This window comes from Megasphaera sueciensis (assembly GCF_050219315.1).
GTDB classification, from domain to species: domain Bacteria; phylum Bacillota; class Negativicutes; order Veillonellales; family Megasphaeraceae; genus Megasphaera_A; species Megasphaera_A sueciensis.
On the sequence record NZ_CP116939.1, the window covers coordinates 2,361,266 to 2,381,161 of the forward strand.

General features: G+C 40.4%; 23 protein-coding genes, 1 tRNA gene and 1 pseudogene. 22 read left to right on the plus strand and 3 right to left on the minus strand.

The window, feature by feature from the left end:
• Nucleotides 1–831: a DUF1700 domain-containing protein gene (locus NXG62_RS11350; protein ID WP_427112519.1), complete on the minus strand. Its 831-nt coding sequence runs from the start codon at nt 829–831 to the stop codon at nt 1–3.
• A 13-nt stretch (nt 832–844) separates the two neighbouring features.
• A complete protein-coding gene (locus tag NXG62_RS11355; protein ID WP_427112520.1) occupies nt 845–1,117 on the minus strand; it encodes a hypothetical protein in 273 nt (90 codons plus the stop codon).
• A gap of 258 nt (nt 1,118–1,375) precedes the next feature.
• On the opposite strand from NXG62_RS11355, the gene NXG62_RS11360 reads away from it, so the two are divergent.
• From NXG62_RS11360 to NXG62_RS11440, 17 genes are all read left to right on the plus strand, one after another.
• Nucleotides 1,376–2,260 (plus strand): mechanosensitive ion channel family protein, encoded by an 885-nt coding sequence (locus tag NXG62_RS11360; RefSeq protein ID WP_427112521.1) that lies wholly within the window; start codon nt 1,376–1,378, stop codon nt 2,258–2,260.
• A gap of 2 nt (nt 2,261–2,262) precedes the next feature.
• Nucleotides 2,263–2,478 carry a DUF951 domain-containing protein gene (locus NXG62_RS11365; protein WP_091650218.1) on the plus strand — a complete coding sequence of 72 codons (216 nt, stop codon included), beginning with the start codon at nt 2,263–2,265 and terminating at the stop codon, nt 2,476–2,478.
• A 117-nt stretch (nt 2,479–2,595) separates the two neighbouring features.
• A complete protein-coding gene (locus NXG62_RS11370; protein WP_427112522.1) occupies nt 2,596–3,816 on the plus strand; it encodes an ATP phosphoribosyltransferase regulatory subunit in 1,221 nt (406 codons plus the stop codon).
• A 1-nt stretch (nt 3,817) separates the two neighbouring features.
• Nucleotides 3,818–4,453, plus strand: coding sequence for an ATP phosphoribosyltransferase (gene hisG / locus NXG62_RS11375; protein ID WP_427112523.1), 636 nt, complete (start codon nt 3,818–3,820; stop codon nt 4,451–4,453).
• A gap of 12 nt (nt 4,454–4,465) precedes the next feature.
• Nucleotides 4,466–5,752, plus strand: coding sequence for a histidinol dehydrogenase (gene hisD, locus NXG62_RS11380; RefSeq protein ID WP_427112524.1), 1,287 nt, complete (start codon nt 4,466–4,468; stop codon nt 5,750–5,752).
• Nucleotides 5,749–6,831, plus strand: a complete 1,083-nt coding sequence (hisC, locus tag NXG62_RS11385) for a histidinol-phosphate transaminase (RefSeq protein ID WP_427112525.1) — start codon at nt 5,749–5,751, stop codon at nt 6,829–6,831. Before hisD ends, hisC begins: the two co-directional genes overlap by 4 nt.
• Nucleotides 6,818–7,402, plus strand: coding sequence for an imidazoleglycerol-phosphate dehydratase HisB (gene hisB, locus NXG62_RS11390; protein WP_427112526.1), 585 nt, complete (start codon nt 6,818–6,820; stop codon nt 7,400–7,402). Before hisC ends, hisB begins: the two co-directional genes overlap by 14 nt.
• A gap of 3 nt (nt 7,403–7,405) precedes the next feature.
• The gene (gene hisH / locus NXG62_RS11395) at nt 7,406–8,020 is read left to right on the plus strand and encodes an imidazole glycerol phosphate synthase subunit HisH (protein WP_427112527.1); all 615 of its coding nucleotides are present in this window, start codon (nt 7,406–7,408) and stop codon (nt 8,018–8,020) included.
• A 3-nt stretch (nt 8,021–8,023) separates the two neighbouring features.
• Nucleotides 8,024–8,743 carry a 1-(5-phosphoribosyl)-5-[(5-phosphoribosylamino)methylideneamino]imidazole-4-carboxamide isomerase gene (gene hisA, locus NXG62_RS11400; protein ID WP_427112528.1) on the plus strand — a complete coding sequence of 240 codons (720 nt, stop codon included), beginning with the start codon at nt 8,024–8,026 and terminating at the stop codon, nt 8,741–8,743.
• A 42-nt stretch (nt 8,744–8,785) separates the two neighbouring features.
• Entirely contained in the window at nt 8,786–9,550 is a 765-nt protein-coding gene (gene hisF / locus NXG62_RS11405; protein WP_427112529.1) for an imidazole glycerol phosphate synthase subunit HisF, read from the plus strand.
• A complete protein-coding gene (gene hisIE, locus NXG62_RS11410) occupies nt 9,547–10,266 on the plus strand; it encodes a bifunctional phosphoribosyl-AMP cyclohydrolase/phosphoribosyl-ATP diphosphatase HisIE (RefSeq protein WP_427112530.1) in 720 nt (239 codons plus the stop codon). Before hisF ends, hisIE begins: the two co-directional genes overlap by 4 nt.
• 11 nt (nt 10,267–10,277) lie before the next feature.
• Entirely contained in the window at nt 10,278–11,423 is a 1,146-nt protein-coding gene (locus NXG62_RS11415; protein WP_427112531.1) for an HAD family hydrolase, read from the plus strand.
• A gap of 112 nt (nt 11,424–11,535) precedes the next feature.
• Nucleotides 11,536–12,210 (plus strand): tRNA (guanosine(46)-N7)-methyltransferase TrmB, encoded by a 675-nt coding sequence (gene trmB, locus NXG62_RS11420; protein ID WP_427112532.1) that lies wholly within the window; start codon nt 11,536–11,538, stop codon nt 12,208–12,210.
• Nucleotides 12,194–13,432 (plus strand): FtsW/RodA/SpoVE family cell cycle protein, encoded by a 1,239-nt coding sequence (locus NXG62_RS11425; RefSeq protein ID WP_427112533.1) that lies wholly within the window; start codon nt 12,194–12,196, stop codon nt 13,430–13,432. The genes trmB and NXG62_RS11425 overlap by 17 nt, the downstream gene beginning before the upstream one ends.
• Nucleotides 13,433–13,460: 28 nt before the next feature.
• Nucleotides 13,461–14,726 carry a uracil permease gene (gene uraA / locus NXG62_RS11430; RefSeq protein ID WP_427112534.1) on the plus strand — a complete coding sequence of 422 codons (1,266 nt, stop codon included), beginning with the start codon at nt 13,461–13,463 and terminating at the stop codon, nt 14,724–14,726.
• Between the two features lie 24 nt (nt 14,727–14,750).
• Nucleotides 14,751–15,863, plus strand: coding sequence for a [FeFe] hydrogenase H-cluster radical SAM maturase HydE (gene hydE / locus NXG62_RS11435; protein WP_427112535.1), 1,113 nt, complete (start codon nt 14,751–14,753; stop codon nt 15,861–15,863).
• Between the two features lie 58 nt (nt 15,864–15,921).
• Nucleotides 15,922–16,010: transfer RNA gene (locus NXG62_RS11440), tRNA-Ser, on the plus strand.
• A 49-nt stretch (nt 16,011–16,059) separates the two neighbouring features.
• Here NXG62_RS11440 and NXG62_RS11445 read toward each other — a convergent pair.
• Nucleotides 16,060–16,332, minus strand: a complete 273-nt coding sequence (locus NXG62_RS11445; protein WP_427112536.1) for a hypothetical protein — start codon at nt 16,330–16,332, stop codon at nt 16,060–16,062.
• Between the two features lie 269 nt (nt 16,333–16,601).
• On the opposite strand from NXG62_RS11445, the gene NXG62_RS11450 reads away from it, so the two are divergent.
• The 5 genes and pseudogenes from NXG62_RS11450 to NXG62_RS11470 all read left to right on the plus strand — a co-directional run bounded on the left by NXG62_RS11450 (nt 16,602) and on the right by NXG62_RS11470 (nt 19,811).
• Nucleotides 16,602–16,946 (plus strand): transposase, encoded by a 345-nt coding sequence (locus tag NXG62_RS11450; protein WP_427111881.1) that lies wholly within the window; start codon nt 16,602–16,604, stop codon nt 16,944–16,946.
• Nucleotides 16,943–17,851, plus strand: a complete 909-nt coding sequence (locus NXG62_RS11455; RefSeq protein WP_427112048.1) for an IS3 family transposase — start codon at nt 16,943–16,945, stop codon at nt 17,849–17,851. Before NXG62_RS11450 ends, NXG62_RS11455 begins: the two co-directional genes overlap by 4 nt.
• A gap of 51 nt (nt 17,852–17,902) precedes the next feature.
• Nucleotides 17,903–18,115, plus strand: a pseudogene (locus NXG62_RS11460) (transposase); the annotation flags it as partial.
• Nucleotides 18,116–18,912: 797 nt separating this feature from the next.
• A complete protein-coding gene (locus NXG62_RS11465; RefSeq protein WP_427114280.1) occupies nt 18,913–19,062 on the plus strand; it encodes an aldo/keto reductase in 150 nt (49 codons plus the stop codon).
• A 524-nt stretch (nt 19,063–19,586) separates the two neighbouring features.
• The gene (locus tag NXG62_RS11470) at nt 19,587–19,811 is read left to right on the plus strand and encodes an aldo/keto reductase (RefSeq protein WP_427112538.1); all 225 of its coding nucleotides are present in this window, start codon (nt 19,587–19,589) and stop codon (nt 19,809–19,811) included.
• Nucleotides 19,812–19,896 lie beyond the last annotated feature (85 nt).

Genomic DNA, 19,896 nt, shown 5'->3' on the forward strand with positions numbered 1-19,896 from the left:
CTATCCCCTGCCTTTCTTGCGCTGATTAGATTTACCCGTATTTTGGCAAGCGGAGCCGGCATACATAGCGGACATGGCAGCAAAAAGAATTGCCAAGTTAGCAAAGATCAATGTTTTGGGGGTAATTGTCGGAAGCGGCAGCAAGTCAGAATATAAATATAGAGGCATACTGGTAATTGCAATGCTGCCAATAATAGAAACTGCAAAAAAGATGAAAAGGAATCCTCCTAATATATGAAACAGAGTTCCTATAATCTGCAAAAATGGATTTACAATTATGGATGCGGGAGACAGTGTGCTGTCCTTTCCCCATTGAAACTCTTCGCCATCTGATTCATTGGGATAAGGATGAGCTGCACGGTATCGTGATTGCGGATAAGTTCTGTACCCATGTGAGTCTCGGTACGAAGGAGAATCTTCTCCCGGACTATGCCGGTTTGGTGCAGGATAGGGCTGACGATAATATTGTTCGGATTCTGCCCGCCGGCGGAGATGCTGGGAATCATTTTCCCAATCGTACGCCCTGTTTTGTTTTTCACGGGGCGGAACGTTGTATTGTAGTGTTCTGTCATCCATATATTCGGTATCAGATGGATCATCATATGCGTAAGGCATTTTCGGGTTATCTTCGGGTACAACGGGTTTTCCGATATAATATCGGTATATATTCTTCGGATGTCCCAATTTACAACATATTTCTTCTTCTGATTTCCCTCCATCTGCGCCAATACGGAACTGTTCTTCACAATCTTCAAGAATTCCTTTCAAATCATCCTTGTCGCTTTTGCGAAAATAATATTTTAGAAGATCCATAAATTCAGTTTTTCTCATAAAGGACTACCTTTCATTTCAAATGTTGTTCATATTGTCCTTGACATTTGGCACCTAACTGCCATGCGATGATACTAATCAGCATAATTCCAAGAACAAGAAGAAATACGGCGGCGGTCGGCATAGGCGGCAAAAAAGAAATAGCGGCTAGCGGTTCAGCTTCCACTGCAATGCAATATGCGATCCAAGCTAACAGACAGAGAGTAAGAAGAGAAAAAATTCCGCCTATAGTATATAAACTTATGTATATATATCGCCATTTATTGTTAGATTGAGATACGGTCATTGTCCACGATCTCCTTTAAAATGAATGAGTAATAAAAATTATGAAATATATGGCTGTTGCCATTATAGTACCACATGTGTCAAGCCTCTTACAAGAATATACCGCGATATATGTTGCAGGGATACTCTTATGCACGTAAAAATTTATACAAGCGGTATTACTTGCAGAACCCATATCTTTGCTGTAATATGAACATAGTAGTAAAAAATAGAGAAAATTACTAAGATTTTAATACATATTATAATGTAAGGAGCTTTTATGGACAATCTTTTCACAGATTCCTTAACAAGAGATATTGCGCTTACCCTTTTGGAAAAGGGAGTACGTATTATATTACTGCTTGCTGTATCCTATATTGCATATACTATTATTCAACGTCTTATTGAACGATTATTTGATATACGGTTTGTTAAATTATCTAAAGAACAGGAAAGAAGATCAACGACACTTCATTCTCTGGTACACAGTGTTATTTTTGTCATTTTTTGTTTCTTGGTCGTTATTATGATCTTGAATGAGCTCCGTGTCGATACAACCTCCCTATTGGCTGGTGCCAGCATTATCGGTCTGGCTATAGGCGTTGGGGCACAAAGCTTGGTTAAGGATTTTGTTGCTGGTTTTTTTATTATATTGGAAGGCCAATATTCCATTGGAGATTTCGTTACGGTAAAAGGATATAGCGGTACGGTTACCGATGTGAATCTGCGGACGACTAAGATTTGTTCTCCTGACAAAGTTATTCATACGATTCCCAATGGATTGATTGACATTGTCAGTAATTATACCAAAGGAATGTACGTCGCAACGATTCGTATCGGAGTCAGCCAAAGTGCAGATCCTGATGTCGTATTGTCTGTTCTGCAGGAAGCGCTGAGCGTTGTTTCGAAACGATCGGATGTACATGAAGAAGGTGCAAGTGTTGGCGGATTGGTCAAAATGGAGGGAAATTCGTTTATATATGAAGTCAGTATACCGGCCCGCCGCAGTGATGCATATGGTGTATGTACGGCATATCGATATGAGGCGGCAAAACGCCTTGCGGCAGCGCATATCGATATGGCCCGTTTTGTTATTGAAACACAGATGACAAAGACGATAGAAGAACAGAATTCCCTAAGTAAAGAGAAAAAAGAGGAGGCATAATAATGATAGGTTTTGTTCGTTATCATGTAGGAGATATTGTACAAATGAAAAAAACGCATCCTTGTGGTTCTAATGAATGGGAAGTCATGCGTGTAGGAGTTGATTTTGTCATTCGGTGCCGTGGCTGCGGACATCGAGTAATGCTTCCGCGTCCTAAATTTGAAAAAGCTGTAAAAAAAATCATTTTTACAGCCGATGCAGATACAAAAAATATATAAAAAAGTAATAAAGGTATTTTCAAGTGGATGACTTTATGGTACAATTCATATCAACATTACTTTTATGCTTTATCAAGGTGATGAGATAATAAGATAAAGAAAAAGTGAAGGAGGTGCATGCAAGTGAATAATACTTTAGACGGAGTCAAGATGCTGCATCATGATGAAATGCGCAATTATGACCGCATCCAAAGCAAATTAACTTCGGTTATTATGAATCATGGATGCAAAATTATTGAGACTCCAAGCTTTGAAGATTATGATGTATACCGCCATTTTTTCCCGCAGCTGCGGCAGGAAATGGTAAAAACGATAGATACGGATGGCCGGGTACTAGTCCTTCGTCCCGATGTGACCTTACCTCTTGTTGAAACTGCGGCACGTGAATTTCCGCGGGCAGACCAGCTGCTTAAATTTGGTTATGTGAGTACCGTTTTTCGCGAATATTACGGTCGCAGTACTTACGGAAAAGATTTTTTACAAGGTGGTATTGAAATACTGGGAGATGCAAGTCCGGAGTGTGATGGCGAAGTTATTGTCATGGCGGCAGAAATACTGGATGCATTATCTGTTAAGCATATACGTATTGATATAGGAACCGTTGCTTATACAGATGCTCTTTTTGCCGGATTATCGCTGGCAGAGGAACAAAAAGAACGCCTACGCAAATATATGGCGGAACGGAATTTGGTAGCGTATACTAAATATCTTGATTCCTTATCGCTGGAAGGAGTAGCATATCAGGCACTCAAAGCCATTCCCATGCTTTTTGGATCTTATGCAGTTACGCTAAGTAAGGCATATGAATATTGTATTAATAAAGAAATGCAGCAGGCATTGAAGCGGCTGGAAAAGACCTACGATTACATTTTATATGCCGGATACGCGGATAAAGTACAGCTCGATTTTGGTTTTGCCAGTCAGCTGGGTTACTATACCGATATGGTATTTAAAGTATATGTAGATGGCGCTTTATATGATGTCATTGACGGCGGACGTTATGATACATTATCCGCACAATTTGGTGTTGATCGGCCGGCCTGCGGTTTTGGAATGAATATCAATCTGTTATATGAATTTATGAATGATGCCGGCTTATTAGAAGGTACAGAACCCTCTTTTCAATTGGCTATTTCTTATGCTGAGAGCGATCAATCACTGATTCGCGATTTGATGATTTGGCGGCTGCACGGTTTTCGCGTGGCGGCGTATCCTTGTTCTACTTTTATTGATAGCCGGGATTACAGCATTCATGCTATATATGAAAACGGGATATATTATCAAGAGACAAAACAATTAACTGCTCAGGAATTAGAAGAACAAATGAGGAGGCTTTAATATGTCTATCCATATGGCACTTGCCAAGGGGCGCATTGCTAAGACAGTCATGACCTATCTCCAAAAAAGCGGTTATGAATTTCCAACGTATTCGGAAAATAGCCGGAAGCTTATCTTCGAAGATGTAGGGCAAACGATAAAAGTAACGTTGGTCAAATCCCCGGATGTTGCTGTATATGTGGAACGAGGGGCGGCAGATATTGGCGTTGTCGGCGAAGATGTTCTTATTGAAGAATGTTCGGGTGCCGATGTATACGAAATATTGGATTTGGGAATTGGCTGCTGCCGTATGGCTGTGGCCGGCATTGCCGGGAAAAAGGTAGATATGACGAAACGAATTACGGTTGGTACAAAATATCCTCGCATAGCTCGGCAGTATTTTGAGAATAATCACCATAGTGTGGATATTATTAAACTGAACGGGTCGGTAGAACTGGCTCCGATCGTGGGATTATCGGATGTAATCGTAGATATTGTAGAAACAGGCAATACATTACGTGCTAACGGATTGGACGTACTGCAGTATTTTATGGATTTCAGTGCTCGGATGATTTGCAATACGGTGTCTTTTAAACTGAAAATAGATGAAATACAGCAACTTATTCATGTCATCAAATGTAATAATGCAGAAGCATAGGGGGAATATAGTGTGGAATGGATTGAAGTGCCCGATGAAGGATTGAAGCTGCGTGATATCCGCCGGATTACCAAAAGAGATCAAGCGGAAACCGCAGGAATTCGTGAACAAGTAGAAAATATTATTGCCGCGGTTCGAGAGCAGGGGGACGCCGCAGTTAGAGAACTAACTCAAAGATTTGATGGGATATGGGTAGAAAATTTTTTGGTTAGTGCAGATGAAATAAATGAAGCAGTTACTTATGTAGGAGAAAATTTTATAAAAATTCTGGAAGAAGCTCGTGACAATATCCAGCAATATCATGAACGGCAAAAACAAGAAACGTGGATAGATACCTTTCGGGACGGCGTTCGTCTTGGTGCGAAATACACCCCTATTCAACGTGTTGGCGTGTATGTGCCGGGAGGAACAGCAGCGTATCCTTCTACCGTATTGATGGATACGACTCCGGCACATGTAGCAGGCGTACCTTCCATTGCGATATTTACTCCGCCGGGAAAAGACGGCAAGGTTAATCCATATATTCTGGCGGCAGCACATATTGCCGGAGCGACGGAAATATATAAAATAGGCGGTGCACAAGGAATTGCCGCGGCTGCTTATGGGACAGAAACTGTTTCTCCCGTATTTAAAATAGTAGGCCCCGGTAATGCTTACGTGGCCATGGCGAAACAGCTTGTTTTCGGCACGGTGGGGATTGATATGATTGCAGGCCCCAGTGAAGTAGGAATTCTGGCCGATGAAACATCGAATCCTGTATGGATTGCCGCTGATTTGCTGGCTCAAGCGGAACATGACCGCCGGGCAGCCGTCTTTTTAGTGACACCCAATGCAGCGCTGGCCGGGGCTGTAGAAGCAGAGATAGAAAGACAGATGGAAGAGCTTCCCAGGAAAGATATTATTGCTGACTCTATTAAAAATTGTGGTAAAGTTTTTATTACTAAAGATCGAAAACAGGCGATTGATATAATGAATCTTATTGCCCCGGAACATTTGGAAATTGATTTTGCCGAACCGGAATCTTATGTGGAGCATATTATTAACGCCGGCGCTATTTTTATCGGAGCGTATACACCCGAACCTGTCGGTGATTACTTTGCAGGTCCCAATCATACACTTCCGACTATGGGGACGGCAGCATTTTCTTCACCGCTGGGAGTGTATGATTTTGTCAAACGCAGCAGTGTATTGGAATATAATCAGCAGGCTTTTGTACAGATTGCAGATAAAGTTGCTCAATTTGCCGATGTCGAAGGACTGCAGGCCCATGGAATGGCCGTCAGGAGGAGAATAAAATGAAACAAGAATGGCTCCGCAAGACAATTCGCAGTTTTACTCCTTATAAAGTCCCTAACATCAAGGAACATATAGTGATTAATGCAAACGAAAGTCCCTATGATATTTTTAATTTTCCTGATGTAAAAAAAGATTTTTTAACTCGTTTGGCCAAGTTGCCGTCGTATCATTATCCCGATCCGTTTGCGGACACTCTCCGCAGGGCGTTAAGCCGATATATTTCTGCTGAATATAATGAAATATTGGCGGGTAACGGTGGAGATGAAATGATTCAACTGATTCTTAATACGTTTATTGATCAGGGAGATACAATACTGATACATGCACCTACCTTTGATGTGTATGAAATTGATGGACAAGTGTTGGGAGCCCGGATTGTCAAAGTACTTGATTCCGAAGATTTTAAACGGGATGGAAAAGCTTTTTTGGAGGCTATCCGAAAATGGCAGCCTAAGGTTACTTTTATTTGCAATCCGAATAATCCGACAGGGGATATATGGCCTGTTTCCCTGATAGAAAAAATGGTTCAGGCATCATCCAACTTGGTAGTCGTAGATGAAGCATATATGGAATTTTCTGGACAGGAAAGCATAATATCCCGTCTCCATTCTTATGATAATCTTATTGTTATTCGTACGTTATCTAAAGCCTTTGGTCTTGCCGGTTTTCGTTTGGGCTATTGTGTGGCTAATACCGATGTTATCAATGCCATATCCCTTACTAAACCATCGTATAATCTGAATAGTTTTACACAACTCATGGGGGTAGTGGCCTTGGAACACAGTGAAGAAATTTTAAAACACAATGTTCCGCCAACTATTGCGGTGAGAGACTATTTGATAGAGAAACTGAAAACAATAAAGGGAGTAGAAGTTTTCCCTAGTGCGGCCAACTTTATTTTAGTACGTACTTGTGATGGATCTCGGTATGTGAAAGCGCTTAGCGAAGCCGATATTTGCGTTCGTTCTTATGGAAATCGTGCGGATTTGGCGAATTGTCTGCGTATTACAGCAACAACAGAGTATGTAGCAAATAAAATTCTGAGAGTATTTCAAAAGGAGGCAAACCATGAGGACTGCTGAAATAGAACGGAATACAGCGGAAACGCAAATTGCCATGTCGATAGAATTGGACGGAATCGGATCTTTTGCAGGTTCAACTGGTATTGGTTTTTTTGATCATATGCTTGACTTATTAGCTTGTCACAGCGGGATGGATATTTCTATCCATGTTCATGGCGATTTGGAAGTCGATACACATCATACGATCGAAGACCTGGGCATTGTTTTGGGTCAAGCCCTGTACAAGGCACTGGGAGATAAGGCGGGAATTACCCGGTACGGCATGTTTTACTGCCCGATGGATGAAACCTTGACTCGCTGCGTCATTGATCTGAGCGGCCGTTCTTATTTAGTATATGATGTAGCAATACCGGCAGAACGTATCGGGACATTTGAAACAGAAATGCTGCGGGAGTTCTTATATGCAGTGGCTGTCCACGGACGCATGAATCTTCATGTAACAACTCTTTATGGAACCAATGCACATCATATTGTGGAATCCGTATTTAAAGCATTGGGGCATGCGCTTAAGCAAGCTGTCTATATCGAAGGGGAGAACAGTAATATTCTTTCGACAAAAGGGGTGCTGTAAATTATGAGAATTGCTGTTATTGATTATGAAGTGGGGAACTTGGCCAATGTATATCATGCTTGGCGAAGACTGGGGGAGGATCCGAAAATCACCCGTGATCCGGAGATTATCCGCAATGCCGAATTAATAGAACTTCCCGGTGTTGGGGCAATCCGCGATGCAATGGGGAATTTGGAGAAATTTGATCTCATTCCGTTATTGGAAGAACAGGTAAAAGCAGGAAAGTTTTTTTTAGGTGTTTGTCTGGGCATGCAGGCATTATTTGAAACAGATTATGAAGGCGGTGTGTATAAAGGCCTTGGCTTTTTGCCAGGTGAAATAGTTCCTTTTCATACGCAGCTTAAAGTTCCTCATATGGGGTGGAATGAGCTGGAATTTTGTCAATCTCATTGGCTGCAGGAGGGATTAGCTGCACATCCCTATGCTTATTTTGTTCATTCATATTATAAATCTCCCGTGGATTCATCGGATGTTATTGCAACGGCTTGTTATGGACAGGCAGTTCCGGCAATTTGCGGTAAGGATAATGTTCTGGGCATGCAGTTTCATCCAGAAAAAAGCGGAGCTGTTGGGGAACAGTTTTTAAAAAATATTTTGAAGCACCTCAAGAAAGGATAATATATGATCGTATTACCAGCAATTGACATACAAAACGGACATGCTGTACGACTCCGGCAGGGTATTAAAGAAGAAAGTACGACGTACTTCAAAGATCCCGTAGAAGCAGCTAAAAAATGGGCAGATGAAGGAGCTGAATATCTTCATATCGTTGACTTGGACGGTGCATTTTCCGGCAGTCTCAGCAATGTTGATAGTATTGGACGCATTTGCCGGGCAGTTCCTATTCCCGTTGAAGTAGGGGGAGGAATACGCAGTGAAAAAGCAATAAAAACGTATCTTGAAAGCGGGGCCAGCCGAGTCATCATTGGGTCAAAAGCGGTCGAGGATGCTGTATTTATTACAGAAATGGCTGGCTTATACGGACATAGATTAGCGGTATCTGTTGATGCTAAGGGCGATGTAGTAGCAACGCGCGGCTGGGTCAACAACAGCGACAAAGCGGTTGTCCCATTTGTGAAATTCCTATTATCTATTGGCATTCGTACAATTGTTTATACCGATATCAGCCGTGACGGAATGCTCTCTGGACCGAATATGGAAATGATGGAAAAACTGCAGTCATTACCTGATATCCGGCTGATAGCATCGGGCGGAGTAAGCGGTATATCGGATTTAAAAACATTGCGGAAATTAAACGTATATGGAGCGATTACGGGAAAAGCCTTATATGAAGGGAAAGTTACGATGGAAGAAATACGGAAACTGTCGCAGGAAGATTAAAAACAGAGTCCTAACAATATAAGTTTATAAGGGGGATGCATTATGTTAGCAAAGCGAATCGTTCCTTGTCTGGATGTGTGCAACGGCCGGGTAGTGAAAGGAAAACAATTCAAACACATACAAGATGTAGATGATCCGGTCAAATTAGGCAAATTTTATTCGGATCAAATGGCCGATGAATTGGTGTTTTATGATATTACAGCAACCCATGAGCAACGAGGTATTTTTATTGATGTTGTAAAAGCGGTTGCCGAAGAAATAAATATTCCTTTTACTATAGGAGGCGGAATCCGTACCATAGAAGATTTTCGTCAGGTATTGCTGGCAGGCGCTGATAAAGTATCCGTTAATTCGGCGGCCGTCCTCCGGCCGGAACTTATTCGGGAAGCAGCTGCTCGGTTTGGCAATCAATGTGTTGTTTTATCTATTGATGCAAAACGTAATGATCGGGGCAGTTGGGATGTCTATGTTGAAGGCGGTCGCAAAAATACCGAGATTGATGCGATTGCTTGGGCTAAACAAGGAGTTGCTTTGGGAGCTGGAGAAATCTGCATTAATTCTATTGATGCAGACGGAGAAAAAAAGGGGTTTGACTTAGAATTAAACCGGCGTCTGGCGATAGAACTTCCGGTACCGATTATTGCATCGGGCGGAGCCGGAACCATGAAAGATTTTAAAGATGTATTTGATGTAGGCGTTGATGCGGCACTGGCGGCATCAGTATTTCATTTTGGACAAATCGACATTCCTGATTTAAAAATGTACCTGCAGGAAAAGGGAATCCCCATGAGAGAGGTGGAGGCATGATGGACACGGTAAATCTAAGCCATATACAGTATGATGGACAAGGCCTGATTCCCGCTGTTGTTCAGGAAAAAAGCAGTGGAAAGGTCCTCATGGTTGCCTATATGAATGAAGAATCATTGCGTAAAACGATAGAAACAGAAGAAACATGGTTTTATAGCCGCAGTAGGCAATGCTTGTGGCACAAAGGAGAAACCTCGGGACATGTACAACGGGTTGCGGCCATCGCGGTCGACTGTGATGCAGATACGTTGCTCCTGCAGGTCGATCAGACGGGAGCGGCCTGTCACACGGGCAATATATCCTGCTTTTTTCGCCACCTGCAGGAGTTTGCAGTAAAGCCATATACCGGGTCTGTGGCTATATTAAGTGATTTACAAAAAGAAATCAGGGAGAAGAAAATTCATCCTACAGAAAAGTCGTATACGGCGTATTTGTTTAGTGCGGGTATTGATAAAATCTGTAAAAAAATCGGCGAAGAAGCAGCGGAAGTTATTATTGCCGCAAAAAATGCCGATCACGTTGTGACAGATATATCCGAAAATGGAGATCATTTGCGTGAAGAAGTATGCAAGGAATCGGCTGATTTACTGTATCATTTATCCGTATTGTGGGAAAATGCAGGAGTTACTGTCAATGATGTTATGGCGGTGCTGGAAGCAAGATCTCACATCGAAGGAAATAAAAAGGAAATAGGACATCAGGATAAGACTTTTTAAGGAGACATACTGTGAAAAAAGTAATATTTGATATAGATGGCGTACTGCTCAGTGAAAAACGTTATTTCGATGTCTCGGCTTTGGTTGTATGGGAATGGTATCACAGTTCTCAGTATATGCATTTAGATGAGGAACAAGTAACTGCCGACGTGACGGAAGAGCAAATCACGACGTTGCGGGCGCGGTTTTGGAAAAATGATGAGATATTGTCATGGCTGAAAAGTCATGGGATTAATAGCAATTGGGATATGGTACATGCTCATATAGTGACTACTATATGGCTGCTGTTAGAGCAATATATCCGGGAACGTGGCAAGGTATGTGCATTATCTCTGCATACGGTAGAAGATGTACAGAAATTAGGGACGATGCTGAGACCATATGTGATTCCCACAGCCGATGACGTAGAACAGCGGCTATTGGCGGTTGTGCCTCCGGCAGCAGATAAAGAAGCGGTATTTGCCTCCTTGAGTCAAGCCATGGCAGAAACAGTAGGAGCTGCTGTAAGAGAATGGGTCCCGCTGGGCGGACCGCTTTGGCAGCTGCATCAACGGTCTTTTCAACATTGGTATTTTGGGGATTCCCTTTATGAAAAAATATATGGGGAGACGTCATATACCAAGGGAAAAGAAGGATTTCTTCATAAAGAAGAACCGCTTGGAACGATAGCGGGAATTCGCTATGTATTTCAGGAATTAAAACGCCGAGGATATGAAATTGCCATTGCCAGCGGCCGATCACAAATAGAAATGCAGGTTCCCTTTGAGACCTACGGCTGGCTTTCTGAGTTTGATCCGTTTTATATTTCTACAGATACGGATGTGGCAGCTGCGGAAAAAATGCTGCATATGCCGCTCGGCAAACCCAATCCGTTTGCTTATTATTTAGGGGCATTTGGCAAAGAACCATCTAACTACCGTGCATATACAGAAAATCCGGAGGCATTTAAAAACGGGACGTATTATGTTGTGGGTGACTCTCTTTCTGATGTGTGGTGCGCTAAAGCGATGGGGGCCGTCATGATCGGCACGCTTACAGGATTGGAAGGACGCGAGGCACGGACGATGTTTGAATCGGAGGGAGCCGATTATATCATTGATTCGGTAGAACATATTTTAGATATTCTGCCGGGTGATATAACTGGTAAAAATGTTTGACACTGGGACGCTAAGTTTATATAATAAAATAGGCATTTGAGCTTTAGGCTGATTCCTGTCGAATCAGCCTATTTTTGCAAATAAATATGTATGAAAATAAGGAGAGTAAAGGATGCGTTTACGTAGAAAATCTTGGATTGATGAGGCCATCAAAGAGTATGGATCCTTTGTTCATTTAGAGCATTGTGAGCAATGGAAAGGAAAATGGCGGTCATTATTTCCCGATCCGCAGGCTCCGTTATGGGTAGAATTGGGAACCGGCAAAGGAAATTTTATTTCCCAAATGGCGCTGCTGCATCCGGAAATTAATTTTATAGGCATTGAAATTCAAATAGGAGTGTTATATTATGCAGCGAAAAAAACAACAGAGGCGCAATTAAAAAATGTACAGCTTCTTAGATTCGATGTAGAAAATTTACCGGAAATATTTGACTTGGATGAGGTTGATCGATTTTTTATTAATTTTTGTGATCCTTGGCCCAAATCGAAGCATGCAAAAAGACGATTAACGTATCGTGATTTTCTGGATCGGTATGCCGCTATATTATCTCATGAAGGGAAAATATATTTTAAGTCAGATAATGCAGATCTGTTTGAATTTACATTAAAAGAATGTAAGGAACGGCAATGGGATTTGTCTGAGGTTACATATGATTTACATCATAGCAATATTCAAAATGAGGCAATGACTGAATATGAAGCCAAATTCAGCGCCAAAGGACAACCCATCTTTCATTGTGTGGCTGCATGCCCTGTGGAGGTGACGGGAGATGGATCGCCAAACTAGAAAAATGCGTCGTGTGTATTATGGACTGATTGTTGCGTTTTCCGTGCTTATTGTTCTTGGTTTGGTCAACGTATTCAGTTCGACGTTTGTTGGGGATCGTATGATTGGAAATACCTACTATCATTTGATTCGACAGATTATCATTCTTTTTATTGGGGTTATACCCGCTTTATTCGTGTATCGTGTGGATTATACTTTTTGGCGTCGGCATCTGGGAATCATCTGTTTTATAACGGTAACGCTGCTTGTGCTTGTTTTTATTGCCGGTATTCATATCAATGGGGCTAGACGGTGGTTGGGGATTGGCTTTTTTACATTCCAGCCGTCCGAATTAGCTAAGTTGGTAGGCGTTATTTATACAGCCACAATACTTTCACAGTTGTTGGATAAAGATAAACCAGTAGAATTAGTACACGCAATGAGTCATAAAAAGAAAGCACCTGCTTGGAAACGCTGGAAACTGAAACCGGAACGGGCACTTTGGATTCCCTTGGTATTGGCCATTTTAGTGGCAAAACAGCCGGATGCAGGTACTGCTATTGTGATATTGCTGATTCCTGTTATTATGGTTATTGCCAGCGGGGCTCATATATCCAGAGCGAAATTGCCGATTTTGGTTGCGGTTAGCATGGGTTTGATTTATACACTGAGTGCAGTGTATAGACGCAACCGGCTTATTTCATGGATCGATCCGTGGTCTTATGAAAAGACACTGGGGTATCAGACGGTGCAGGGACTGATTGCAATTGGCTCCGGAGGCATTACCGGGCAGGGGATTGGTACGGGTGTTAGTAAGTTTAGTTATTTGCCGGAAGCACACACCGATTTTGCTTTTGCCATTTTTGCTCAGGAATGGGGTCTTATCGGTTCTATTGTTATGTTAGCTTTATTTGCGGTTGTTGTATATTGCGGTTGTATGTGTGCTTTGCATGCACTGGATAAATATGGAATGCTTTTGGCATTAGGAAGTACATTATATATAGGCGGACAAGGATTTATCAATATAGGAATGGTAAGTGGATTACTACCCGTTGTGGGTGTGCCGCTGCCTTTTATCAGTTACGGCGGGACCTCACTTATTGTCAATATGGCGGCAGCGGCGCTGCTGCTGAATATTTCCAAGAAGAATTTGAATGAGGCGGTTCGAAAGGCGCAAATGTCGGCACGCGTGATGTTGCCGTCTATGAGAGAGGAAACAAAAAGTCAGTTTCCTTTACATTAACTGATTTGCTGAGGAGGATATAATTATAATGAGAAGAATTATTCAGGTTGATGAACGGTTGCCGATATTGCCGACCATTCCGTTAAGTTTACAGCATTTATTTGCCATGTTTGGATCGACTGTTCTAGTTCCTTTTCTGCTTCATGTAGATCCGGCCATTGCTTTATTCATGAATGGAATTGGAACTCTTTTGTATTTGTATTTATGTAAAGGACGTTTGCCTGCTTATCTGGGTTCCAGTTTTGCGTTTATTTCCCCTGTTCTTGCCGTTTGTGCCACACCGGGAATGACTTACGGGGATGCACAAGGAGGATTTATTGTTTTCGGATTTTCCTTCATGATTTTAGCACTGGTAGTAGATAAAGTGGGAACGCACTGGATTGATGTATTGTTTCCTCCGGCTGCAATGGGATCTATTGTCGCTATCATTGGACTGGAATTAGCACCCTTGGCGATGACCATGTCAGGATTTTTGGGTGAAACACAAGGAATGACAAATGAAACCGCTATGATTATTTCTATGTTTACTCTCATCGTTACTATTTTGGCGACTGTATTGGGACGAGGATTTATCGGAATTATTCCTATATTGATCGGTGTTGTGGCAGGATATATTCTTTCTTTCTTTATGGGAGTAGTTGACTTTGCTCCGGTCCAAGAAGCAGCATGGCTGTCAGCACCCACTTTCTATGCACCGAAGTTTAACTTCAGCGCTATTATGATGATTATGCCGGCATTGTTTGTGGTTTTTGCGGAACATTTGGGACATTTATTTGTGACAAGTGATATTATAGGACGCGATCTTATTAAAGATCCGGGATTGCATCGCTCGTTATTTGCTGATGGATTGTCTAATGTTATTTCTGGACTTGTTGGATCGACTCCCAATACGACATATGGTGAAAATATGGGAGTTATGGCAATTACAGGCGTGTATAGTGTTTGGGTTATTGCCGGTGCTGCTGTGTTTGCTATTATTTTTTCGTTTGTCGGCAAGATTGCTGCCTTGATTCATGGGATTCCGACCCCTGTAATGGGTGGGGTGTGTATTTTGCTGTTTGGTTTTATTGCCAGTTCTGGTATTCGCATGCTTATTGAAAAAAAGGTAGATTATACACGCTCTAAAAATCTTATTCTTACGGCGGTTACAATGGTTTCCGGGTTAAGCGGAGCCACCATTATTTTGGGACCCGTACAGCTTAAAGGGATGGGATTGGCTACGGTTGTGGCGATGATCTTGAGTTTGACATTTTTGGTGTTTGAAAAATTACATGTTGATAATTACGGAAAATAAAATATCTATACTAGGAGATATAAGATGAATAATTTTTCACAATTATTAAAAAAACAGAATATGACTCGTGATGATTTGATATATCTGCTAAGTTTGACGGATAACGGACAGCTGCAGCAGCTTTATGATGCAGCCTACGCTGTGAAAGCCGATTGTGTAGGGCGCGTTGTTTATTATCGAGGCCTTATTGAATTTTCCAATCGTTGCATTAAAAACTGTTGTTATTGTGGCATCCGAAAAGATAACCACGAAGTGAAACGGTTTAATACAAAACGGGAAGATATTTTATCCATGGCGCAGTGGGCATATAACAATCGATATGGATCCTTAACCTTACAGTCAGGTGAACGGCAAGATGCTGATTTTGCTACGTATATTGAGCAACTCGTACGAGATATAAAAAAAATGAGCCACGGTGAACTAGGGATAACCTTATGTGTGGGAGAACAAAAAGAGGATACATATCGCCGCTGGTTTGAAGCCGGAGCACATCGCTATCTTTTGCGTATTGAGTCCAGTAATCCTGAGCTATATAAACAGATCCATCCGCAGGATGGTCATCATGAATGGACTGTACGCAAGAACTGTCTTGAATCCCTGCGCCGCATAGGCTATCAAGTAGGGACGGGGGATATGATAGGATTGCCGGGACAAACTATAGAAGACTTAGCGGACGATATCCTTTTTTATCGAGATATGGATATCGATATGATTGGAATGGGACCTTATGTAGTTCATCATAATACACCTATCGGAAAACATGTTATTGCTGCAGGTGATGATTCACTGCAGTGTAAATCACGCCGTTTTACACTGGGGTTAAACATGATTGCTGTAACCCGACTGTTTCTCCGCGACGTGAATATTGCCGCGACTACGGCGTTGCAGGCATTGAACCCCTTGGGAAGAGAATTGGGACTGAAAGCAGGAGCCAATGTTTTGATGCCTATCGTTACACTGCCGGAATTTCGTCCACAATATCTGCTGTATGATAATAAGCCTTGTGTCGAAGACAGTCCGGAACAATGCCGGCACTGTTTGGAAGGACGTGTTGCATCTGTAGGCGATACGGTTGGATTTGAAAAATGGGGAGATTCACCTCATTTTTCAAAGAAAAAAAATAATTTATTTGAATAAAACACAAAAAATTTTCTTGACGCAAATCACATATGTTTGGTATAATATTATGCGGCATGGAAAGGTGTCCGAGTGGTTGAAGGAAGCGGTCTTGAAAACCGTCGAGCCTCTAAAGCTCCGTGGGTTCGAATCCCACCCTTTCCGCCATAGATAATTACTGGGTTCTCGAGATAATCGAGAACCCATATTTTTTTCATTATTTAGCTTTTGGGGCTTGTTTTTGGGACTTTTTTTCTGCAACAGGGGCATTTATTGGAATTATTTTGTCGTTTTTTGTTGGGATGTTTATTTTTATTCCTTGAGATTGAATAGCACCATCAACAATATTGTTCAGTAACATAGTCGGTATTTCTCTTCTGCTGGAAAGAATTTCTGAATAGGCTTTCGCCGTTGTTTGGATATTAGAGTGTCGGGCAAATTCTGATGCTTCTTTAAAATTTACAGCTGGAAGGATATATGTTACGGTCATTTTTCGGAATGATTGGATAGATATATGTGGCAGCCCATAAGAGGTCCAGTGTTTTTATTTTTTCGTATGCTGTTATGTCCATCTTTTTACGCAAAATGGGGTAAGGCAGACAATGGATTGTCTAGTCTTACCCCAACATTTATTATAGAACCCTTTATCGAAGGTTTACACAAAATTGAAGATTGTCTCTATTGATGTTGTACAATAAAAATTGGCACCCTATTCTCAAGGATTGTGATATATAATTGATAGAGAATAGGAGAAATAAGATGGCAAAACGAATTATAAAAACTTATGACCAAGAATTTAAATCACAGGCTGTAAAATTAGCTCAGGAGATTGGTGGACACAAAGCCGCAACGGAACTGGGGCTTCCTGATAGTACTATCTATACATGGGTTAAAGCCTTCAAAGGAGGTAGGTTGGAGGCAAAAGACGCTGTTCATACTCCTTCCAATGCCTTATCTCTTAACGAGGAACTTATTGAACTTAAAAAGCGTGTTAAAGAACTGGACAAAGAGAATCGCCATCTTAAAGAAGTGAATGAATTTCTTGAGGAAGCAAGCGCTTTTTTCGCCGCCAGCCGTCGGAAGTCAACAAAAAACAGAGATTGATATTTATTGCAATAAAAACTGAAGACGGCACTATTAAAGGTAAAATTTCATTCTATTGTAAAAGCCTATGCGTAACCAGACAGGGATTTCACAATTATCTTAAATATAAAGATAAGCCTTGGAAATATCAGTCTCTTGCAGATGCTATGTTAGATATCTGTGCTGAAGATGAATGCAATGATACTTACGGACGAATCAGAATGCATCAAGCTTTAGAGCTAAAAAAACCTGCTGGTATTGAGATTCCGAGTGAACGGACTGTATACCGTGTTATGGAAGAAATCGGTATTAGCCATAGACCAAAAAGAAAACCTAATGGAATCACAAAAGCTGATAAAGAAGCCAGAAAATCTGATGACTTAATTAAACGTGATTTCTATTCTGATAAACCGTTAAGCAAGTGCGTAACAGATATGACTGAAATAAAGTGTCTGGATGGAAAACTGTATGTATCCGCAGTTTTTGACTGCTTCGATTCTGCAGTACTGGGATTAGCAATGGATACAAATATGAAAGCCACGTTATGTGAACAAACAATAATTAATACATATAAAGCATATCCAGAAATTCGGGGCTGTATCCTGCATAGTGATAGGGGAACACAGTATACCAGTGAGCTGTACCGTAATGCAATTAAGCAATACGGAATAGTACAAAGTATGAACAGTGCAGGTGGCAGATGCCATGATAATGCCCGTTGCGAAAGCATGTGGGCAAGATTAAAGGAAGAATTAATCTATAATCGATATAATGCTTCAAAAACAACTGTTGAACATATGAAAACAATTATATGGAGATATTTCATTAGTTACTGGAATAACCGAAGAATCTGCTCCACCAATGGAGGATTACCTCCAATGATTAAGAGACAACAGTATTACCGCTCATTGAAGGATGCAGCGTAGATCCAATATCCTCGAGAAAAAAGTGTAAAGAGATATTGACAATATCAAAGGGATGCTAGGAAGATATCCTCAAAAAATCTATTGGAACGGCTCAACAAAGAAATACGCCGTCGCATGAAGGTTGTTGGAATATTTCCCAGCATGGATTCGTACGTCCGATCAATGACAAGTTATCTCATGGAATACAATGAAGATTGGTCTAGCAGACGTTCCTACATGAATCTCAAAATTATTATGGAACTTCTCTTATCAAAAATTGTGTAACCTCTATTTGAAGTTTGGTGGTTTTTGCGAACATAACTTGACTCTAAAATGAATACAGTATTAAATAAAACTATAAATATAAATTTAGTAACTTGTATGATAATAATTTAAATATTAAGGAATAAATAATTAGAACCAGACTGATTATTTAAACTTCCCTTTTGGAAAGGCTGGAATGGATAAACCTTTCCACCGCAAGCATTCAGCAGGGAGTGCTTTTTTGTTGCCTTAAATATAAGAAGAAATAAATATGTTAAACTGGGAAAGTGCCAAAAAGGTTTTGAGCTCGAAAGACAGACCGCGTATAGCTTATTTTTTTGAAAAAATGCTAAAATTTAAAAAGTAAAAAATATTATGGCAGTAATGAGATTGCAATAAATTGAAAATACCTGATGTTAAGTCGTTATTAGTTTTTGCGTCTGAATAATTCGTACAATTATATATCATCAAAGTAAAATTTTTGTCAATGAGTTGTTATATAAGCAATAACGTATTGCATTATATTGACGGGCATAGAATAATGCAATTTTTTTCTTGACTTGTAGTGAACTTTAAGTGTTATGCTGAATTTGTGAGAACATCCTGCTTGTATTAACGGAGTTGATAAATGAAAGTAAATTTAAATATTTTTTTATATTGAAGAATGTTTCTATGCTAGATTTTATCAATTTTATACATGAAAATATTATAATACGAAGTTATAATTCTCTTGTGTTGAAAGTAGTTTTAGTAAAAGTATATATTTTTATTCTACATTTTGAGATAGACATATTTGACTAAACTATTATATTATTACGATTTTTCTAGGTGGGACACTTGATTATGAAGAAAGTGAAGAAGCTATGAGACATGCGTTTGAGTTGGGCATCAATTTTTTTGATACAGTTAACTGTTATTCTGCTGGAACGAGCAAAGAATCTGTGGGGCGGGTAATTAAAAAAATTTAAACGGGATGATATTTTTTTAGCTACCAAGGTGTTTTTTAGTGTTGATAAATTAAGCAGGTTGCATCAAGGAAGATTATCTAGAAAAGTAATTAACCAAAAAATTGATTAGTCCTTAAACCGATTAGGGACTGATTATGTGGATTTGTATATTATTTATTGATTTGATTATGATACTCCCAGAAAAAACAATGGAAACACTTGACAGTCTAGTAAGGGCAGGAAAAGTGCTAAATCCTGGAGTTTCTGCATGTATGGTTATCAGTTTCATACTATGCAGGTTGTGGCTGAAAAAGGGGGATGGACAAAATTTGTAACTATGCAAAATCACTATAATTTACTGTAGAGAGGATGAATGCGAACTGATATCTATTTGCAGGAAATATGAAGTTGTTTTTACTCCTTACAGTCCATTAGCATCTGGCAGGTTTTCAAGATCTCAATGGCATTCTAATTCAGAACGGAGTCAGACTGATAAAGTTGCAGTTTAAAAATAGGATGCAACAGAAAAAACAGATAAAAAAATAGTGGACAGAGTCGGGGAAATTGCGGAAAAATATAATGTGACGATGACACAGATTGCACTGGCACGGCAATTTGCAAAAGGAATGGCTTCTCCTATTGTCGGAGTATCAAAAATTAAATATCTTGATGATGTAGTTGGGGTGTTAGACGTGATTCTAACAGAGGAAGATGTAAAAAATTCTGGATTAATTATAGGTACCGCATGCTATAGTGGGGGCATTAAATAATGCATAAAAAAAGAATTTATTAAACTATCGGAATAAAGAATATTTTCAATCGAATCTATTTTGTGTGTATTTTCCGCGGCATAGC